Below are 18,423 nucleotides of genomic sequence, written 5' to 3' on the forward strand. Positions count from 1 at the left end.
CCTGGGTATCTCAGATACAAACGCTGAGACAAAAGATTTATCGTTTTCAGCAGCCTCTTCAGAGTTCACCAAAATTCATTATACCCCAGGCTGTACCCCGAAAAGAAAAACCCCGTTTGCAGCCTGCAAACGGGGTTTTTTGTACCAGAGACGGGACTCGAACCCGTACGTCCGTGAAGACAAGGGATTTTAAGTCCCTCGTGGCTACCATTACACCACTCTGGCAGAGCCTTTTAGTTTATTTTTCCCTCTGTAGGAGGTAATTTGAGCGTGGCATTTGGAACAAAGTAACTGCAAATTTTCTAAGCGGTGGTCATTATTAACTCCGTTGCGGTGGTGAAGCTCGAGCGGAATAGGCAAGCCTTGCCATTCAGGTAGAAGGTATTCCTCGCAGCAATGCTCCTTCAGCTGCGCTTTGAGAAGTCGTTTTTTCAGTCCGTAAGTGGAGTGATAACTAGAATTTTCAATCAGAATTTCTGCAAGTGGTGCACATTTTCCGAATGCTCGGTAGCGACCGCCCAGGTTCCAAGCGGCACTCATGAAGTGGCAGGTATCAATGCCGTAAATTTTAATTTTTTCCGGCACCGTTTTGTAGTTGCCGCCTGCAGGCACTAGGCCCAGCTTGGCCAGCACCTGCGCTACAGCTAGGCTCTCGGCTATGGCAGTGCCCAGGGCAGCTTCGGTCACTTTACTGAGGCGGGCCATGGGGGGTAGGAAAACAAAAAAGACGTTGCCAGCTAGCAACGTCTTTTTTGTTTTTGGAGCGGGAGACGAGGTTCGAACTCGCGACCTCGACCTTGGCAAGGTCGCGCTCTACCAACTGAGCTACTCTCGCTTGAGATGTTCGCTGCGTTAGCGGCGAATGGTGATACAAAGGTAAGCAGCTATTTTGGGTAGACAAGAAAACCATTCATTTTTTTCACCTGCAAGGGGGTTTAGCCTTCATTTTCAGGCTGAAAAAATTATTTCTACCCCCCTATACTGAACTTAACCTCGACCAATACTGTGTGGGGCGGGCGTAGCTTTGCTGAGCTTACTTCATGGCCTGCGGGTCGGTTATCACTTTTACCCACCTTATGGCTGCTCCTAGCTCTTTTACTGTCACCACGGCCTCTGAACCGCACCGCGTGCGTACTCGCCAGATTATTCGGGCGCATCCGGAGGTAAAGCAACTCATGACTCGCACGCCTGCCACATTTTGGATTGGGCTGGGCTGCGTACTGGCCCAGGTGGGCTTGGCCACGGCGCTGCGCCACCAAGCTTGGTACTGGTCGGCGCTGGTGGCATATGTAGTGGGGGCGTTTTTCTCGCACACGCTGTTTGTGGTGATTCACGAGGCGGCGCACAACCTCATTTTTCGCACCTTGCGGGCCAACGTGGGGGTAGGGATTCTGGCCAACTTTCCGTCGATATTTCCAACGGCTATCAGCTTCAAGAATTTTCACATCAAGCACCACGTATTTCAAGGCGTACACGAGCTTGATGCCGACTTGCCCGACTGGTACGAGGCCAAGCTGATTCAGAACTACTCGCTAGGCAAAGCCGTGTGGCTGTTCTTCTTCCCAGTTTTTCAGCTCATTCGCACGCTACGCTGCCGCGAAGTGGTGACCATTGACCGCTACGTGGTGGCCAATATTGTGGCCCAGCTGGCTTTTGACGCGGCCGTGGTGTATTTTCTGGGCTGGACAGCCCTGCTGTACTTGTTTCTCAGCTTCTGGTTTTCGGTGGGGCTGCACCCGCTGGGCGCCCGCTGGATTCAGGAGCACTACCTCACGCTGAGCCCCGAACAGGAAACGTACTCGTACTACGGCCGCCTCAACGGCGTGAACCTCAACGTGGGCTTTCACAACGAGCACCACGACATGCCCAGCATTCCGTGGAACAACTTGCCTAAGCTAAAGGCTGTGGCGCCCGAGTTCTATGAGCCGCTGCTGGCGCACACCAGTTATACGCGCCTGTTTTTGCAGTTTTTATTCGACCAGGAAATCAGCTTGTACTCCCGTATTACGCGCCGCGAGCGCGGCACTGCTACCCTGCGCGACCAGAGTGTGCCTGACCGCGAGCTGGTTAACAGCTAAGGTAAAGCGTCGGGCTTTTATTTCTGAAAAAGGCAAATCCAGTCGGGAGTGAAGTGCCGTAGGTGGGTCATCATCTACCACTTCTCTTTTCCTTTTCCAATGAAGATTTCCTTTTTCTCGCTCGCCCTGGTTGCGCTGTTGGGCACGGCTACTATCCAGTCGGCTTCGGCCCAAAAAGCCAAAACTGTAATGGTTGGCGGGGCGCCCATGTACCCCACGAAAAACATCGTCGAGAACGCCGTTAACTCGAAGGACCACACCACGCTGGTAGCCGCCGTGAAGGCAGCTGGCCTCGTAGAAACCCTGTCGGGCCCCGGCCCTTTCACTGTATTTGCCCCTACCAACGAGGCATTTGCCGCCCTACCCGCCGGCACGGTAGAAACCTTGGTGAAGCCCGAAAACAAAGAAACGCTTACCAAAATCCTGACCTACCACGTGGTAGCTGGCAAAATGACGTCGGCTGACCTCATGAAGGCCATCAAGGCTGGCAACGGCAAAGCCACCCTCAAAACGGTGAGCGGCGGCACCCTCACGGCCATGATGAAAGGCAAGACTATTGAGCTGAAAGACGAGAAAGGCGGCATTTCGACCGTTACTATCGCCGACGTAATCCAGAGCAATGGCGTTATTCACGTAGTGAATAAAGTGCTGATGCCCTAAATATTGCGCTTTGCGCAATTCTTAAAGAAAGCCCTGTTAGCCTCGTTGCTGACAGGGCTTTTTGGTGTCCATTTCCAACCGCTTTTTTAGCACAATTTCGCACCACTATGTATCTTAGCCTTGCCGTAGCTAGCCTACATAACAAACAATCAGACTATCTTTTCCCACCCTTTTTATTATGCAAAATTTTACTCGTTTAGTGGTAGTAACGTGGTTATTGGCTACAAGCTGGCTGGTTATAATAACTCCCGCCAAAGCCCAAAAGCTACGCGAAACAAAGTACGAGCACGGCATGCTCGATAAAAACCAAAAAATTGGAGTTTGGGAGTATTATGGCTACACGCCCTCGGGCGAAAAAGTAGTAGTGCAGCGCTACGACCACGCGCAAAAGCAGCTACTCTATTTCCGGCCGGGCGCTGAAGTGCTCTACCACGCCGAGATTGGCCCAGGCCAGTGGAAATACGTGCGGCCCGACCGACCGCCGCTATTCATTGGCAGCGATGCGGCCCTGGCAACCTACACGGCCAAGCTAGTGTACCCCGAGCTAGCCTTGGCGCGTAACATTCAGGGTAAAGTGCTGGTAGCATTTACTATAGATACGCTGGGGCACACTACGGGCCACCACTTGGTGCAGCGCATTGGCGGTGGCTGCGACGAAGAAGCTATGCGTATTGCCCGCACCGTGCCCGACCAGTGGGTGCCCGCTCGCATCGGCACGCGCGCCGTAGCGGTAGAGTACGAGCTGCCCCTAAATTTTAAGCTGCAATAACCAAGCGGCATCGCGGCCGTAGCTTGGAGCATGAAAACTGCGTTTTGGGGGCGGCTGGCCGCCCTACCCCTGTGCCTAGGAGCCAGCTTGCTGCTTACCAGCTGCGACTCGACGCCGCGCGAGCGGCAGGAGGCCGTGCGCCAGGAAATGAGTAAGCTCGATACAGCTGCCCGCAACTCGGGCCGCACCCTGAAGCGGGTGGGCCGGCAAGTGGCGCGCTTCGACTCGGCCAACCATGCCCGCCGGGCGGTGCCGCTCGATGTACGCAAGCAAAAAACGGTGGACCAGGAGCTGCTGGGCAGCTACGCCACCCAGGTAAGTAGCCTCACGCCGGCTACCATTGCGGGGGCTTATGGGCAACTACTGCGCGCTACCCGCGCGCGCCGCGCGAACTGGCAGGCTCGCGATTGGGATTATGCCCAAGCCACTTACCAGCGCCTCAACGCGCAGTTGGCCCGCATTCGCCTCGACTTGCCGGCCCGCGACGAGCTACGCATTCGGGCGTGGCAAACCGAGTTCACGGGTTTGCGGGCTAGCCGCATGGCGAAAGATTTTAAGGCTGTCACCAAAAAGTAGCGGGCGTTGTTTAACTAGTAGGGGTAGGGACTGGCCCGATGCTGCGCCCTACCCCCCTTTCGTCAGCCAACCCTTTTTATGTCTGCCACTACGCCTAAGCAGGAGAATATTATCGTGCTCGACTCGTACTACGAGCCGCTGGCGGCCCACTTGGCCCGTACCAAGCTGGAGGCAGCGGGCATTCCGTGCTTCCTCACCAACGAAAACCTGGTGTCGCTCAACCGCATGTACAGCCCGGTAGCGGGCGGCGTGCGGCTGCACATCTACCAGCGCGACTTGGCCCAAGCCACCGAAGTGCTGCGCGAACCTACTGTGATGCAGGCTACTCGCGGGGGCCTAGCCGAGCCCGCGGCGCCTACCCCCACCGCCGCCACGGAGCCCTGCCCGCGCTGCGGCTCCGATGAGGTGACGTATGATACGGCCGCCGAGCCCGGCGCGGCTCATTGGTTTGTGGCGCTGCTGTCGCGGCTGCGGCGCTACCCGCTGCAAGGGCGGGCCCACCATTGCTTTCACTGCGGACTCAACTTTTAAGCCGGGGTAGGGCTGGCTTAACTTTTGGCGCTTCCAGCGCTTTAAGCTGGCATGGAAAAACAAGCAAAGAAAGTGGCGCTCATCACGGGGGCCAATAAAGGCCTGGGCCTCGAAATAGCGCGCCAGTTGGGCCAGCAGGGCTTGGCTGTGGTGCTAGGAGCCCGCCAAGGCAAGGCCGAAGCACCCGCCGCCGAGCTGCGTGCCCAGGGCCTCGACGCCCGCGCCGTAGAGCTAGATGTGACTAATGCCGCCGACATTGCGGCGCTGCCCCAGTTTTTGCAGGACAATTATGGGCGGCTCGATGTAGTAGTCAACAATGCCGGTGTGCAGCTCGACGAAGGCTTCGACGTGAGCCCCGACACGCTGCGCCGCACCTACGAGGCCAATGTTATTGGGCCGTATGCGATTACGCAGGCTCTGCTGCCGCTGCTGCGGCAGGCCCCGGCCGGGCGCATCGTCAACCAAAGCAGTATTTTGGGTTCGCTGGCTACCATCAGCGCCGGGGAGGGGGGTAGCTGGGCCACGCCGGGCTACACCTCGTCGAAAGCTGCGCTCAATATGCTTACGGTGGTACTGGCCCAGCATTTGGCAGCCACCAACATCAAGGTCAATGCTGCGCATCCTGGGTGGGTAAAAACTGACATGGGTGGCGAAAATGCTCCGCTCGACGTGCGCGAAGGCGCCCAGACGGCCGTGCGGCTGGCGCTGCTGCCCGCCGATGGCCCCACCGGTGGGTACTTCCACGGCACCGAAACACTGGCCTGGTAACTCGGTGAAAGCAAAATAGTTGAGTAGTGCGTGGCCTACCTGCTGCCAGCTAGGCCACGCGCTCGTGATTGCCCAAGTTTATCACGCTTCAACCAAGTATCTCTCGCAGCAACGGCTGGTTAGGTAAGAAGTCTTCACTAAGACAAACCCCGCTTAATTAACGGCAACTTTGCGAGCGCGGGTGCGGGCAGGCGCCAGTGGCTTGGGCCGGGCGGCGGGCCGCTTCACCGTCACGGGTAGGGGGGCCGCAGCGGGCTTGGTATGGGCTTGCAGCCACTGATGTAGTTCGCTAAGCGCCTCGGGCGAGAAGGCGGGCTGCCGCTCGCCGGCCACGATGGGCCACTCCGCTGGGTCGGGCTGAAACCAATGGTTGACGCCTGCCAAGCGATGCGCTTCTACGCCGAACGGTGTTTGGCGCAGGCCCTTCTGCAAGATGCCCATGTTGCGCCCGGCGGCCACCTGCAAGTCGGCGGCGCCGCTCAGCAGCAGCACCGGGCACTGCACCTGGGGTAAGCGGTGGGCGGGGTCAAAATCAAGAAAAAAGCGCGACCAAGGCGAGGTCAACTGCACGGCGCGGGCGCGGGCCATCGGCTCATCCATGGCCGTGTTGCTGCTGCGCAGCAGCGTAATGACTTTGGCCCGCGCGGCGGCCGTGTTGGGCGTTTGGCGCACGGCATCAACCAGCTGGTCGTAGAGGTTCTGCGCGGCTTTTATTTGGGCGCCATCGGCCCCGATGAGGCGCATAATTTCGCCTTGCTGGCGGCGCAGTACATCGCGTCCCGGCTGGCCGTTGCCAGCCAGCGATACTACGAAGGCGGGCGCACCTCGTAGCTCGGCCGCGGCCAGCAGGGCCACGTTGGCTCCTTCGCCGTGGCCTACTAAGCCTACTTGCTGCGGGGCAATGAGCGGCGTGTGGCGCAAGAAGGCCAGCGCCGCCTGGGCATCGGTCACAAAGTCGGCAGTGGTGGCGCGGGTATAGTCGCCACCCGACTTGCCTACCCCCCGGTCGTCGAAGCGCAGCACGGCAATACCGTGGCGGGTGAGGTAGTCGGCCAGCATTCCAAACATGTGGTAGCCCTGCACATCGGCCTCGCGCTCCTGCGGGCCCGTATCGGAGAGCAGCGCCACGGCCGGAAAAGGCCCTTCGCCACTAGGCACGGTGAGCGTGCCGCTGAGCTTGAGCTTGCCCACGGGGTTGCTGAACGTAACCTCCGATTCGCGGTAGGGCGGCGTTAGGCGCAGCTTTTTGGTAGCTTGGGCAGCGGCCGGGGCTGCGCTCCGCTCGAGCACTAGCGCAGTGCTGAGGCCCGGCTGCTGCCACGTGCCGCTGAGCTTATCGCCGCCGGCCAGCACCTTGCCTTCGAAGTGGCTGCCCGCCTGCTCAATGCGCAGCGTCAAGTTGTCGTCTTTCAGCTCCACATCGACCGGCATACGGCTGATGCGCTGCTGCGGCACGTCGAGGGCAGCATAGTACGTGCCGTTGCTCAGTGGCACAATCGTGATGGTAAGCGTGAGCACCCCGCCCGGCACTTTCAGCGGGCCCTGCCACTGCCCACTTAGCCGGGGTGGCCCGTCGCCAGCGAAAGGAGTAGCCCAACTGGCAGAAGTACAACCCAGCAGTATGCTGCATAAAAAAAGTAATAATTTCTGCATAAACTTTACTTCTACAAAGAGGATAAATAATCGAGCTTAAAGTATCATGCAAAATACTAGGCAGGTTGCTTTATATGCACACTACCACAAGTCTACCTGGGGCACATATCACTTAGCATCATATACTTATACTTTATAAAATGAATCGCTTAGGCCTACTCCGAACTGGCTGCGCGTCTTTTGCGAACCTGCGCAAGCTGGGGAGGGGTAGGGGCAGTGATAAGCTCGAGTACTAGCGGCTGGTGGGCGGCGGCGGGGCCTGCGTGTGGGTAGACGGCGGCCTTGGTTTTACGTAAGCCTACCCGTTTCACAAGCCTTTTTTTAGTATGCCCACCTCGAAAAGCACCGCCTCTAAGCCCCCCAAACGCCCGACTGCTAAAGAGATGAAGGAGCACGCGCAACAGCTGCCCTACCCCGCCAAGCAAGCCGATATGAAGTTCCAGCCGCAATCGAGTTTGGCTGCCTACCGCGCCGCTGGCAAGCTCGAAGGCAAGGTGGCCCTCATCACGGGAGCCGACTCGGGCATTGGGCGGGCCGTAGCCATCGCATTTGCCAAAGAAGGTGCCGATGTCGCCATCCTTTTTAATGAAAACCAAGAAGATGCCGCCGAAACCAAGCGCCTAGTGGAGCTAGAAGACCGCAAGTGCTTGGTGCTGCAACTTGATGTGCGCGACCGTGCACAGGCCTTCGTGGCTGTGCAGCGGGTGCTGGCCGAGTACGGCCGCCTCAATATCCTAGTCAACAATGCTGCGTTTCAGGCCAGCCAGGAGAAGTTTGAGGACATTCCGGAGGCTCAAATCCGGCGGGCGTTTGACACTAATATCATGGGCTATATGTGGATGGCGCAGGCCACTATTCCGCACCTGCAAGACGGCGATTGCATCATCAACACGGGTAGTATTGTGGGCATCGTGGGCATCCCGATTCTTATTGATTATGCCTGCACCAAAGCGGGTATTCATGCCCTCACCAAGTCGCTGGCCCTGTATTTGGGCGAGCGCAACATCCGGGTAAATTGCGTGGTGCCGGGCCCCGTCTGGACGCCCAACATTGTAGGCACCATGCCGATGAAGGAGATTGAAAAATTTGGCCACGAGGTGGCCCTCAAGCGCCCTGGCCAACCGGAAGAATTGGCCCCCGCCTACGTGCTGCTGGCCTCGCAAGATGGCTCATTTATGACCGGCGCACTGGTGCACGTAACGGGCGGCAAACTTAGCAGCGACGAATAGCTGAGTAACCTGCCAACGGATTTTACGTTTTCTTAAACAAAGCTGGCGAGTAGCTGCTATTATTCTAATAGGCAGCTACTCGTCTTTTTTCTTTCGCAATAAGCTATGACGTTTAAGGAATTATTGCCAACCGACCATTTGTCGGCGGCGACTAGGGCGACGCTGGTGCAGCGCTTGGCCGAAGCGGAGCGCGCGCCGGCCTACGAACCTCAGTTCTTTGCGCCCGAAACCCTGCGGCTGCTGGAAGCCGTAGCGGCCCGGGTTTTTCCGCAGCCTGAGCGGCCAGTGCCCATTCTGCTTGCCCCTGCCGTGGACCGGCGCCTGGCCGAAGGCCGCGCCGACGGCTGGCGCTACGATGCCCTACCCCCCGACCGCGAGGCGTATAAACTGGGGCTGGGTGGCATTCAACAAATTGCGCAGGCGTTGTTTCGAGCTGATTTTGAGACGCTGGCTCCCGAAAAACAAGATGCCGTGATTGAGGCACTGGCCTCGGGCAACCCTCCTGGGGAGGTGTGGCAGACGCTGCCCGCCGACCGCTTTTTTGAGGAAATACTTGCCGAACTCACCAGCACGTACTACGCCCACCCCTGGGCACAGGACGAAATTGGCTACACCGGCTACGCCGACTTGCCTGCCTGGACCAGAATCGGCCTCAACGAAAAAGAGCCCCGCGAGCAACCGCTAGATACCAGTGGCGGTGCGCTGAGCCTTGTGCCCACCGCGTTGTAATTACCTAGCAACTACTTAGTAATCTTCCACATGCCCGACGAAGAAATCGCCGAAGAAGGTATTCTTACGCCCATCCAACCCGCCGTGCAAGACCCCTTGCTGCGCGAGCTACTGGCCGACCAAGCGCCGCTCGATACTCCGCTAGCGCAGCCCCAGCCAACCCCTACCCCCCCAGAAACAGTTGACTGCGTGGTGATTGGCCTGGGGGCGGGGGGCTCACCCCTGTTGGCCCGCTTAGCGCAGGCGGGCCTGAAAGTGGTAGCCTTAGAAGCTGGCCCCTGGCACAACCCCGAAAAGGATTTTGCCACCGACGAAGCTGCCCAGGATTTTCTATTTTGGAATGACGAGCGGCTAGCGGCCGGCAAAGACCCGCTGGCCATGGGTAGAAACAACTCGGGCACCGGCGTGGGTGGCTCGACGCTGCACTACACGGCCTACACGCCGCGCCCCCTGCCCGACGACCTGCACCTGAAGCGCGACTTCGGGCAGGGTGAGGACTGGCCGCTGACTTACGACGACCTCGCCCCGTACTTTGAAGAGGTAGAGCAGTTTCTGGGCGTGTCGGGCCCTACCCCCTACCCTTGGGGCCCGGCGCGGCCCAAGGGCTATGCCCTACCCCCCTTGCCGCTCAATAGCGCCGCACAACTGATGCTGCGCGGGGCCGAGAAAATAGGTATTCGCACATCGCCCGCCGCTAATGCAGCGCTGTCGGGCCGCTACTACCAAGAGGGGGTAGGCTGGCGCGAGGCGTGCACCAACCGCGGCTTTTGCCAGGCGGGCTGCTCAAACGGCGCCAAGTCTAGCATGGACGTTACGTATATTCCGCTGGCAGTGAAGTACGGAGCTGATATTCGGCCCCATAGCTTCGTGACCGAGATTGAGCGCGATGCCAGGGGTTACGTGGTGGCCGTGGTATACACCCAAAATGGCACGCCGCACCGGCTGCCGTGCCGCAACTTGTTTCTCTGCGGGGGCTCGGTCGAAACACCGCGCTTGCTGCTGCTCAATGAATTGGCCAATACCAGCGGGCAAGTGGGCCGCAACCTAATGGCCCACACGGGCGTGCAGGTGTGGGGCACATTTGCCGACGAGGTGCGGCCGAACAAGGGCATTCCGGGCGGCCTCATCTCGCAGGATACGCACCGGCCCGCCGACGCCGACTTTGTGGGCGGCTACCTACTGCAAAGCATTGGGGTAATGCCCGTTACGTTTGCCGGGCAGGTGGCCCGTGGGCGCAAGCTGTGGGGCCAGCCGCTGCGCGACTACATGCGGCAGTACAACCGCATCGCGGGTATTAATATCTTGGGCGACTGCTTGCCGCACGCCGATAACTTCTTAGAAATCAGCGACGAGCTAGACGGCCGCCAGTTGCCAAAGCCGCGCCTGCATTTCACGGCCCAGGAAAACGAGCTGCGCATGAACGCCCACGCTGAGCGCACGATGCGCCGCATCTGGGAGGCCGCCGGGGCTACCGACATCTGGGCGTTTGGGCGCTACGCACACGTCATTGGCACGGCGCGTATGGGCCTGAGCGGCGACGATGCTGTGGTGGACCGCGACGGCCGCGCCTTCGATGTGCCCAACCTGTATATCTGCGATAATTCGACGTTTCCCAGCGCCCTGAGCGTCAACCCGGCGCTCACCATCATGGCGCTGAGTTTGCGCACGGCCGACAAATTTTTGGAGCGTGAGCGCCGGCGTGATAAGTAAATCGGTTGACAAGGAGCAGTGAACAGCGAGCTATTGTACAGCTCCTTTCCTAGTTGCTCACTGTTCACTGCTCATTGATAACTACTTCTATATGAAATCCTTTCTCACCAACATTCAGGAGCACTTCGGCGATAAGGGCTACGACGGTGACCAGTTTGGCGGGGCTAGCGGGCACAATGGCAACGGCCTGCCTACGGGCCTGCCCAACAACTTTATGTTTGCCACTGGTATTGAGTGCAGCTACCCGACCATCGACCAGGGCAAAACCCGCCGCGACCTGCTGGCCGAGTGCGACCACTACAACCGCTATAAAGAAGACCTAGGCCTTGTCAAAGATATGGGCCTGAAGGTATTGCGCTACGGCCTGCCGTATTACAATATTCAGAAAGGCCCTGGCAAGCACGACTGGGAATTTGCGGACTTGGCCATGGCCGAGATAAAACGCCTCGGCATCACCCCGATTCTAGATTTAATGCACTTTGGCGTGCCCGACTGGCTAGGCAATTTTCAGAACCCCGAACTGCCGGTCTACTTTGCCGAATATTGCGAGGAGGTGGCCAAACGCTACCCCTGGGTGCGCTACTACACGCCGGTGAACGAGATTTACGTCACGGCGAAGTCGAGCGCTAAGGATGGTCTTTGGAACGAGCAGCTAAAGTCGGACAAAGCCTTCGTAACGGCGCTCAAGCACACGGTGGCGGCCAGCATTATGGGCACCCAAAAGATTGCCAAGCACCGCCCCGACTGCGTGATTGTACAGAGCGAGTCGGCCGAGTTCACGCACGAGCTACGGGCCGAGCATACGGAGGCCGTGCAGCTGCAAAATCGCCTCCGCTTCACCTCCCTTGATTTATTGTACGCCCACCAGCCCGAGGGCGACGTCCTCAATTACCTGTACGACAATGGCATGACTCGCAAGGAGTACGACTGGTTTATGGCTGGCGAGCCGCCCGGATACCAGGTGATGGGCAACGACTATTACGGCCGCAACGAGAAAATAATGCTGCCTAGCGGTGAGCTCGTCACCAGCATGGATGTGCTGGGTTGGTACAACATCACCCTCGACTACTACCAGCGCTATAAAAAGCCAGTGATGCACACCGAAACCAACGTGTTTGAAGCCGACCAAGGCCCTACCTGGCTCTGGAAGCAGTGGGTCAACATCCTGCGTATGCGCAAGGAAGGCGTGCCGGTGCTGGGCTTCACGTGGTATTCGCTCATCGACCAGCGCGATTGGGACACGGGCTTGGCTCAAAAAAATGGCAACGTCAATGCCTGCGGGCTATTCGACCTCGACCGTAAGCCGCGCCCGGTGGCCGAGGCCTACAAGCAGCTGCTTCAGGAATATGGCCAAATTACGATTGTGCCCCACGGCGAGCTCTTTGAAGTAACCGAGCGCCCGGCCACCCTCAAAGTAGAAGTGTAAGTTTATTTTTTGATTACTACTGCCAGCCGGCACTCCACTAAAACGTGGAGTTTGCCCGGCTGGCTTTTTAGTTAGGGGCTTATAGCTAGCTGGTTGGCTCCTTTACAGCTGCCTCAGACGGGCGGGGGTAGGGTGCCAGCTAAATTCCCCTCTGGAACTACTTGCTACCTGCTACACCTTGCGTAACTTGCGAGCATATCTACCCATCTCAGGCCCGCACGTATCGCATTAATTCTATGAAATTTATCGTTCCGTTGCTGCTGCTCGCCTTTCTGCTGAATGGCCGGCTAACAGTAGCCCAACGTATCGTTCTAAGTGGGCAGGTAGTGGAGGCCGCATCGGGCGAGCCTATTCCATTTGCATCCATTTTTGTTCCTAAAACCAGCACGGGCATCACGGCCGATGTGGAGGGGAAGTTTAAGATGGCGATAACGGGCTCGCCTGATTCTTTAGCAGCCTCGTCCTTGGGCTTCATCACGCAGCGCCGGCACCTCAGCAATGCCGCCGTGCAAACCGTTTTATTTCGCCTCAAGAAAGGCGGGGGGGTAGCCCTAGCCGAAGTAGTGGTGAGTTCGCGGCAGCCCGAAAACCCGGCTTTCCGCATCCTGCGGGAGGTGCAAAAGCACAAGAATGAAAACGAGCGCGCCGCCCTTAATTCGGCCGAGTTCGACTCGTATAACCGCATTGAAGTAAGCCTGGCCGACCTGCCCAAGAGCATGGCCAACCGCAAGGTGGTCAAGGACATTCGAGCACTGGCCGTGCGCCAGGGAGCCGCCGCCGCCGCCGACCCCGATGCCCCCCTACCCCTCTTCGCCTCGGAAGTAGGCTCGAAAGTCTACCAGAAGTACGGCCCGCCGCTGCGCCGCCGCGAAGATATTCTGCACAAGCAAATGCGCGGGGCGGGCCCCCGCGAAGGCTCGGTGCTTAGCCAGATGCTGGGGTCGAACTTTCAGAACTTCGACTTCTACCCTAACTGGCAAAATATTCTGGGTAAAGATTTTATCTCGCCTATTTCAGCGGGCGGGCGCCTTACCTACGACTACGAGCTGCAAGATTCGCTGTTTGTGGGCAAGGACTGGTGCTACCGCATTGCCATCAAACCCAAGCGGCCGCACGATTTGGCTTTCACGGGTACCATCTGGATTACGCAGGACAAGTATGCGCTGCGGCGCATTGATGTGATAACCAGCGACAAAGCCAACATTAACTTCTTGAGCGACCTGCGGATTTTCCAGGAGCTGACGTCGCCCGCCGATGGGCCCGGCCTACCCATCCGCACCCGCCTGGTACTGGGCGTGCGCCCCTACGAGAAGCAGGCCGCCATGCGCGTGCGCTTCACTACCGTCAACTCGGGCATTGTGCGCAACAAGCCGCACGACGAAAGTGGCTTCTTCGACCTGCCCATCGTGTCGAGTTTGTTGGAGCCCGATGGCAGCAGCAGCAGTTTGCTCAGCACGGTATCGCCCGGGCAGCTAGGAGAAGGATATTTCGACAAAAACCGCCCTGATACGCTGAGCCTCAGCGAGCGGCAGACGTTTGCCGTGCTCGATTCGGCCCGGCAGCTGCCCTCCGTGCGCAGCACCCTGGACTGGGTTGACTTGTTCATCAACGGCTACAAGCACGTGGGCAAGTTCGAGTTTGGCCCCATCATCAATACCTACTCGCACAACGACTACGAGGGCAACCGTTTCCGGGTAGGTTTTCGCACTACCCCCAGCATCAGCCGCAACACCGTGACGATGGCCTACCTGGCCTATGGCACGCGCGATGGCCGCTTTAAATACGGTATCCGGTCGAGCTATATCGCCGACCGCCGGCACTGGCTGGTTTTCACCGGCGAGTATCGGCATGATGTGGAGCAGGCCGCGCTGCTCGACAACGACTTTCTGGTGGCCGAAAACAACCTGTTTGTGGCGGCTACGCGCTGGGGCAAATTCATCCAGGGCCGGCCCATCCTGCGCGATTTAATGGCCCTTTCGGTGCAACGCGACCTCTTCCACGGCTTCACCGAAACCGTGACGGTGCGCGAGCAGAATATCCGCTTTTTAAATGACTTCGTGTACGTGCGCGAAAACCGCATCGTGCCTGACCTTACGCTATCTGAAATAGTGTTTGAGTCGCGCTACGCTCCCGACGAGGACTTGGTGCAGAGTGAAAACCGCCGCCGCGCCATTGGCCTCAAAAAGTGGCCAGTACTGACGTTTCGCTACACTTTGGGTGCTCGCGACTTATTTACCAGCAGTTCGGCTTCGTACCAGAAATATAATTTTCTAATCAACCACAGCATTTCGGCTGGGCACTTTGGCCGTCTCAACTACCGCGCCGAGGGCAGCTACACCCCCGACCGCCTCCCGTCGCTCTTCCTCAAGATTCCGCTCGGCAACCAAACGCCGTTCTACAACGCCAACGCCTTCAACCTGATGAACTACTTCGAGTTCGTGACGGACCGCTCGGTTTCGTTGCGCCTCGACCATCACTTCGAAGGTATTATTCTGAACGCCATTCCGGCCGTGCGCTCGCTCAACTGGCGCCTGGCAGCCACGGCCAATGCCCTCTACGGCGGCCTCAGCGCTATGAACCAGCGCCAGCCGCTTGATGCGCAGGGCCGCCCCCAGCCGCCGCTTAATACGTTGGACAAAGTGCCCTACGTGGAGCTTGGCTACGGCATCGAGAATATCTTCAAATTCGTGCGGGTTGATTTTATTCACCGCCTCACCTACCGCGACGCCCCAAGCAATAGCTCCGGCGAACCGGCCCCGCGCAACTTTGGTATCAAAGTGGGCGCGCAGTTCCGCCTCTGATTCGCGGTTAATAACTCGCTGGATTAAGAGTTAAAAAGAAGATGGGGGGTAGGAAGCGGGTTCGCCCACTCCCTACCCCCCATCTTCTTTTTAACCTTTAGAACTACTGCTGCTTGGCCAGCCAGAGCGAGGCGTTGAGGTGCAGCGGGGCATGGCTGCCAATCTCCGTCCAGCCGGGGTAGAGGGTATCGCCGCTAGCACCGGTGCCATCGTCGGCCGGCGACGAGTCGGTGATGACGAATACGCGGCCCGTGCCGTAGGTGCTGGTGGCGCACATAGCCTTGGTGGTGCCCTGCGCGGCGCTACCCTGCCAAATAAGCGGCTGCGCTGCCGTGGAGGTGGTTGTAATGGTAGCGCCGTTGCTGAATTTGAGTTGGGTAACGTTGCCCTGGCTGCCGTGCAATACCACGTTGGTGTTGCTGCTGAGCACGTTGATGCTCGTTTCGGAGATGTTAGTCAGGTCTATTTTGAAGCCGAACGGATTGGCCTGCACCGAGTTGTTGGTCATCAGGTCGTTCCAGATGGCGGGCGAATCCTGGCCGTCGTTGTTGCGGTCCGATACGGTATGGTCCGAAATCATGAACAAGCCGCCGCCGTTTTTCACGAAGTTCACGATGGCCGCTTTTTCGGTGGCGGTGAAAAGCGTGTTGGGCTCATCCACCACAAAAACGTTGTAATTGCTCAGGTCTTGGGGGTTGCTGGCGTTGCCGTAGGTGATGGCCGTGCCCGTAGGCAGCGACTCCACGGTGTTGCCGAGCTTCACCAAGGCCACGCCCCACGACGAGAGGCCGCCCGTCCAGTAGCCCTCAGTGGTGCTGGCTGTGATGCCGCTTTGGGCGGGGGTAGGGAAGCGGGCTACCACGCCGTTGTCAGCGTCGGGAATCCAGTCAGCGTTACCGGCGGTTTCGGCGTGGCTGCCGTCAAAAAGAAACTTCTTGCCCGTGGTAGCGGGCGGCGTGGTGCCGCCGCCGTAGGTCTGCACCGTTAGGTTGTCGAGGTTAAGGCGGTTGGTGGTGCCGTCGGTTTTGCGCACTTGCAGGCGCACGCTACCCGCTAGGTTCACGGTGAAGCTAGCCGTGGCGAGCGTAGTGCTGCTAGCCGTGATGGTGCTTCCCACTTTGGTGTACGACGAGCCGCCGTTGGTGGAGGCCCACAGCTCCCAGGTGGTGGCCGCGTCGGTGCCGTAGCGGGCGTGGGCAATGGTTACTACCCCCGCCCCGCTCGTGAGGCTAAAGTTCATGGTGAGTTTGCCGCTGTTGCGCAAGCGCGCCGACTGCGCACCCGTTTTCACGTCGGCCGTCGAGTTGCCCAGCAGGGCATCGTCGAACGTCCACGAGCCCGAGCTTAAGGCAACGGTAGCACTGGTGTAGGCGGCTTTGGTACCGGTTTCAAAGGTTTCAGGAAAGCCAGTAGCCGCGGCATCCTGCTGGCTGGCAGCTGCCGCCACGGGCTGGGTAGGCGCTAGCTCCTGCCGGGCGCAGCCGGTAGCAAGCAGGGCCGCCGCGAAAGCAACGGCCAAGGGGCGAAGGAAGTAATTCATAAAACGGGGGTAGTAGTGAAAAAGGATAAGCTGACGCTGGCAAAGCTACTCTGTTTGGCTAGCTGCCAATGTAAAAGCCAGGTTACTAATCCTACTACTTCTGCCGCTCCGCTACACGTTCGCGTAATACCTGAGGCGTGTTTAAGCTAGTTGGCCTGCTGCTCTAGTTGCTGCAACAATTGCTCAAACTGGTCAGAATAGGTATTTATCTGCCCCATGCCGGTGCGCGCCTCTTCCATTTGCCCGCGTTGGTACTCTTTCACCAGCGCTTGGCCGGTAGCCAGCAGGCGGTTCAGCAGGCTGTCGAGCTCGCGCACCTGCGGCAGGCTGCCATAGTTAGCCTTGATGGTGGTAGCAAACCACTGCGCCATGGGGTTTTGCCCAGTACCAAAAAACGCCGCATCGGCCGGCCGCACTCCGTACAGCATCGAGCGTAGCTGCGATTTGAGCAGCACGTGCTTGATGCGGGTTTGCTGGATGTCCAGACGTAAAGAGTTCAGTTCCACTGGGTAAAAAGCAACTCAAGCGCAGCTGTGGCCGCACATAAGGATAAAAAATGGAGAAGGCACCCTTAGCTAGCCGACGGGCGCTTTGCCTCCTGCAAGTGGGCTAGCGCCTCGTTAATGGCCTGAATCTCGGCGTTGGCCGCCCACACTTCGGTATTGACGGCTAGCAGTTGCTGGTTAAGCTGTTGGAGCTGCTGCTCGCTTTTTTCTATTTTTTGCCGCGCCACTACCTGCGTCGTCACCTCGTAGGCAAACACCAGAATGCCGTCGATGTCGCCCGCCGTATTGCGCGTGGCTTGGTACACGAAGTTGTAGTAATTATTGCCCAGCACACCCGCATTTTGATGGTCGAGCTGCACCAGCATCTCGTTGGCGTAGTACGACTTACCGGTTTGGTATACTTCGTCGAGCAGGGCAAAAATGGGCTGACCAGCCAGTTCCGGCATGGCCTCGCTGATGGGCATACCCAGGATGGGGCGATTGCCCACTAGCTGCTGGTAAAGCGGATTTACCAGCCGGAAAATGTGCTGCGGCCCCTCAAAATAGGTAATGAGCGCGGGCGCTTGCATCAGAATATCGTGAAGGCGCTGGCGCTGGTTTTCGGCTTCGGCCTTGGTTTGCTCCAGCTCTTGGGTGCGGGCAGCCACGCGGGTTTCTAGCTCGCGGTTCAGTTCTTCTACCTTGCGGCGGGCCAGCACCTGCTCGGTTACCTCGGCTGCAAAAACAAGGACTCCATCGATAGTGCCGTTGTCGTCGCGGCGGGCCTGGTAAGTAAAGTTAAAGTACAGGTCTTCTACCTGCCCATTGCTGGCGCGGGCCAGCGGCACCAGCAGCTCGCGGCCCTCAAACGTTTCACCCGTGCGGTATACATCACTCAAAATCTGAGGGATAGCCTGGCCTGCTAGCTCGGGCAGCGCCGCCAGCAGCGGCTTGCCCAGCAAGTGGCGCCCCGGAAACAGCTGCTGGTAAGCGGGGTTAATCAACTCATACACAAAGTCGGCCCCGTCGAGAATGCAAATGGGCGCCGGGGCTTGTTGAAAAAACCGCTCAATAGTGCCTTGGGCACGCTGCCGCTGCATGTCCTGCGCCGCTACCTGCAGCGTAGCCGAAACGTCGGTGGAGGGCAGGGGGGTAGGGCCATCTGGCTGCGAAAGCGAGCTCATAAATACTTATAAGTGCGATGAATATAAACTTTATTGGCAAGCCTAAGATAAGCTGTTGGCTTTACTTAACCAGCATACAATTGCCTAATGCCGCAGTGCGCGAGGACCCGCGTGGATAAGTGCCACGGCGGGCTCCGTAAGCAAATCCCGGCCCCGCGCTTTGCGGGGCCGGGACGCTGCCTTTTATCTACTAGTAGCCGCGACGGGAATCGAACCCATATCAAGCGTTTAGGAAACGCCTATTCTATCCGTTGAACTACGCAGCCAGTACCCAAAGGTACGAC

General features: G+C 58.5%; 16 protein-coding genes and 3 tRNA genes. 11 read left to right on the plus strand and 8 right to left on the minus strand.

The genetic code is table 11. From position 1 onward, the window contains the following. Positions 1–142: 142 nt before the first annotated feature. From GO988_RS06300 to GO988_RS06310, 3 genes are all read right to left on the minus strand, one after another. Positions 143–225 (minus strand) — tRNA-Leu (locus GO988_RS06300). Continuing rightward, entirely contained in the window at positions 211–705 is a 495-nt protein-coding gene (locus GO988_RS06305) for an HNH endonuclease signature motif containing protein (protein ID WP_157563155.1), read from the minus strand. Before GO988_RS06305 ends, GO988_RS06300 begins: the two co-directional genes overlap by 15 nt. Before the next feature lie 54 nt (positions 706–759). Next, positions 760–835 (minus strand) — tRNA-Gly (locus GO988_RS06310). A gap of 241 nt (positions 836–1,076) precedes the next feature. Here GO988_RS06310 and GO988_RS06315 point away from each other — a divergent pair. From GO988_RS06315 to GO988_RS06340, 6 genes are all read left to right on the plus strand, one after another. Beyond that, the gene (locus GO988_RS06315) at positions 1,077–2,078 is read left to right on the plus strand and encodes a fatty acid desaturase (protein WP_157563157.1); all 1,002 of its coding nucleotides are present in this window, start codon (positions 1,077–1,079) and stop codon (positions 2,076–2,078) included. 99 nt (positions 2,079–2,177) lie between these two features. Continuing rightward, the gene (locus GO988_RS06320) at positions 2,178–2,738 is read left to right on the plus strand and encodes a fasciclin domain-containing protein (RefSeq protein WP_157563160.1); all 561 of its coding nucleotides are present in this window, start codon (positions 2,178–2,180) and stop codon (positions 2,736–2,738) included. A gap of 178 nt (positions 2,739–2,916) precedes the next feature. Further along, positions 2,917–3,507 (plus strand): energy transducer TonB, encoded by a 591-nt coding sequence (locus GO988_RS06325; RefSeq protein WP_157563163.1) that lies wholly within the window; start codon positions 2,917–2,919, stop codon positions 3,505–3,507. A 30-nt stretch (positions 3,508–3,537) separates the two neighbouring features. Then, on the plus strand, positions 3,538–4,083 hold the full coding sequence (locus GO988_RS06330) for a hypothetical protein (protein ID WP_157563166.1): 546 nt from the start codon (positions 3,538–3,540) through the stop codon (positions 4,081–4,083). A 78-nt stretch (positions 4,084–4,161) separates the two neighbouring features. After that, positions 4,162–4,614: a putative signal transducing protein gene (locus GO988_RS06335; protein ID WP_157563169.1), complete on the plus strand. Its 453-nt coding sequence runs from the start codon at positions 4,162–4,164 to the stop codon at positions 4,612–4,614. 51 nt (positions 4,615–4,665) lie between these two features. After that, positions 4,666–5,382: an SDR family oxidoreductase gene (locus GO988_RS06340; protein WP_157563173.1), complete on the plus strand. Its 717-nt coding sequence runs from the start codon at positions 4,666–4,668 to the stop codon at positions 5,380–5,382. A gap of 153 nt (positions 5,383–5,535) precedes the next feature. On the opposite strand, the gene GO988_RS06345 is transcribed toward GO988_RS06340, so the two are convergent. After that, complete coding sequence (locus tag GO988_RS06345) at positions 5,536–7,035, minus strand: alpha/beta hydrolase family protein (protein ID WP_157563176.1); 1,500 nt, start codon at positions 7,033–7,035, stop codon at positions 5,536–5,538. Positions 7,036–7,361: 326 nt separating this feature from the next. On the opposite strand from GO988_RS06345, the gene GO988_RS06350 reads away from it, so the two are divergent. The 5 genes from GO988_RS06350 to GO988_RS06370 all read left to right on the plus strand — a co-directional run bounded on the left by GO988_RS06350 (position 7,362) and on the right by GO988_RS06370 (position 14,930). Further along, positions 7,362–8,264, plus strand: a complete 903-nt coding sequence (locus tag GO988_RS06350) for an SDR family oxidoreductase (RefSeq protein ID WP_157563179.1) — start codon at positions 7,362–7,364, stop codon at positions 8,262–8,264. Positions 8,265–8,369: 105 nt separating this feature from the next. After that, positions 8,370–8,993, plus strand: coding sequence for a gluconate 2-dehydrogenase subunit 3 family protein (locus tag GO988_RS06355; RefSeq protein ID WP_157563183.1), 624 nt, complete (start codon positions 8,370–8,372; stop codon positions 8,991–8,993). Positions 8,994–9,023: 30 nt separating this feature from the next. Further along, positions 9,024–10,703, plus strand: a complete 1,680-nt coding sequence (locus GO988_RS06360) for a GMC family oxidoreductase (RefSeq protein ID WP_157563186.1) — start codon at positions 9,024–9,026, stop codon at positions 10,701–10,703. A gap of 91 nt (positions 10,704–10,794) precedes the next feature. After that, positions 10,795–12,129 (plus strand): family 1 glycosylhydrolase, encoded by a 1,335-nt coding sequence (locus tag GO988_RS06365; protein WP_157563190.1) that lies wholly within the window; start codon positions 10,795–10,797, stop codon positions 12,127–12,129. A gap of 236 nt (positions 12,130–12,365) precedes the next feature. Continuing rightward, positions 12,366–14,930: a DUF5686 and carboxypeptidase-like regulatory domain-containing protein gene (locus tag GO988_RS06370; RefSeq protein ID WP_157563193.1), complete on the plus strand. Its 2,565-nt coding sequence runs from the start codon at positions 12,366–12,368 to the stop codon at positions 14,928–14,930. A gap of 103 nt (positions 14,931–15,033) precedes the next feature. Here the strand turns inward: GO988_RS06370 and GO988_RS06375 are convergent, their stop codons facing one another. The 4 genes from GO988_RS06375 to GO988_RS06390 all read right to left on the minus strand — a co-directional run bounded on the left by GO988_RS06375 (position 15,034) and on the right by GO988_RS06390 (position 18,405). Beyond that, the gene (locus GO988_RS06375; RefSeq protein WP_157563196.1) at positions 15,034–16,470 is read right to left on the minus strand and encodes a hydrolase; all 1,437 of its coding nucleotides are present in this window, start codon (positions 16,468–16,470) and stop codon (positions 15,034–15,036) included. Between the two features lie 146 nt (positions 16,471–16,616). Further along, positions 16,617–16,976: a histidine kinase gene (locus tag GO988_RS06380; protein ID WP_157563200.1), complete on the minus strand. Its 360-nt coding sequence runs from the start codon at positions 16,974–16,976 to the stop codon at positions 16,617–16,619. Between the two features lie 65 nt (positions 16,977–17,041). Beyond that, complete coding sequence (locus tag GO988_RS06385) at positions 17,042–18,139, minus strand: PAS domain-containing protein (RefSeq protein ID WP_157563203.1); 1,098 nt, start codon at positions 18,137–18,139, stop codon at positions 17,042–17,044. Between the two features lie 194 nt (positions 18,140–18,333). Then, positions 18,334–18,405 (minus strand) — tRNA-Arg (locus tag GO988_RS06390). Positions 18,406–18,423: the final 18 nt, after the last annotated feature.

It is taken from the genome of Hymenobacter ginkgonis (assembly GCF_009755225.1).
GTDB classification, from domain to species: Bacteria; Bacteroidota; Bacteroidia; order Cytophagales; family Hymenobacteraceae; genus Hymenobacter; species Hymenobacter ginkgonis.

Excerpts from the sequence above, each read along its gene's own strand:
- GO988_RS06340 (WP_157563173.1), top strand. The coding sequence starts at position 4,666 with ATGGAAAAACAAGCAAAGAAAGTGGCGCTCATCACGGGGGCCAATAAA.
- GO988_RS06345 (WP_157563176.1), bottom strand. The coding sequence starts at position 7,035 with ATGCAGAAATTATTACTTTTTTTATGCAGCATACTGCTGGGTTGTACT.
- GO988_RS06375 (WP_157563196.1), bottom strand. The coding sequence starts at position 16,470 with ATGAATTACTTCCTTCGCCCCTTGGCCGTTGCTTTCGCGGCGGCCCTG.
- GO988_RS06385 (WP_157563203.1), bottom strand. The coding sequence starts at position 18,139 with ATGAGCTCGCTTTCGCAGCCAGATGGCCCTACCCCCCTGCCCTCCACC.
- GO988_RS06335 (WP_157563169.1), top strand. The coding sequence starts at position 4,162 with ATGTCTGCCACTACGCCTAAGCAGGAGAATATTATCGTGCTCGACTCG.
- GO988_RS06320 (WP_157563160.1), top strand. The coding sequence starts at position 2,178 with ATGAAGATTTCCTTTTTCTCGCTCGCCCTGGTTGCGCTGTTGGGCACG.
- GO988_RS06360 (WP_157563186.1), top strand. The coding sequence starts at position 9,024 with ATGCCCGACGAAGAAATCGCCGAAGAAGGTATTCTTACGCCCATCCAA.
- GO988_RS06315 (WP_157563157.1), top strand. The coding sequence starts at position 1,077 with ATGGCTGCTCCTAGCTCTTTTACTGTCACCACGGCCTCTGAACCGCAC.
- GO988_RS06330 (WP_157563166.1), top strand. The coding sequence starts at position 3,538 with ATGAAAACTGCGTTTTGGGGGCGGCTGGCCGCCCTACCCCTGTGCCTA.
- GO988_RS06365 (WP_157563190.1), top strand. The coding sequence starts at position 10,795 with ATGAAATCCTTTCTCACCAACATTCAGGAGCACTTCGGCGATAAGGGC.
- GO988_RS06370 (WP_157563193.1), top strand. The coding sequence starts at position 12,366 with ATGAAATTTATCGTTCCGTTGCTGCTGCTCGCCTTTCTGCTGAATGGC.
- GO988_RS06355 (WP_157563183.1), top strand. The coding sequence starts at position 8,370 with ATGACGTTTAAGGAATTATTGCCAACCGACCATTTGTCGGCGGCGACT.
- GO988_RS06325 (WP_157563163.1), top strand. The coding sequence starts at position 2,917 with ATGCAAAATTTTACTCGTTTAGTGGTAGTAACGTGGTTATTGGCTACA.
- GO988_RS06305 (WP_157563155.1), bottom strand. The coding sequence starts at position 705 with ATGGCCCGCCTCAGTAAAGTGACCGAAGCTGCCCTGGGCACTGCCATA.
- GO988_RS06350 (WP_157563179.1), top strand. The coding sequence starts at position 7,362 with ATGCCCACCTCGAAAAGCACCGCCTCTAAGCCCCCCAAACGCCCGACT.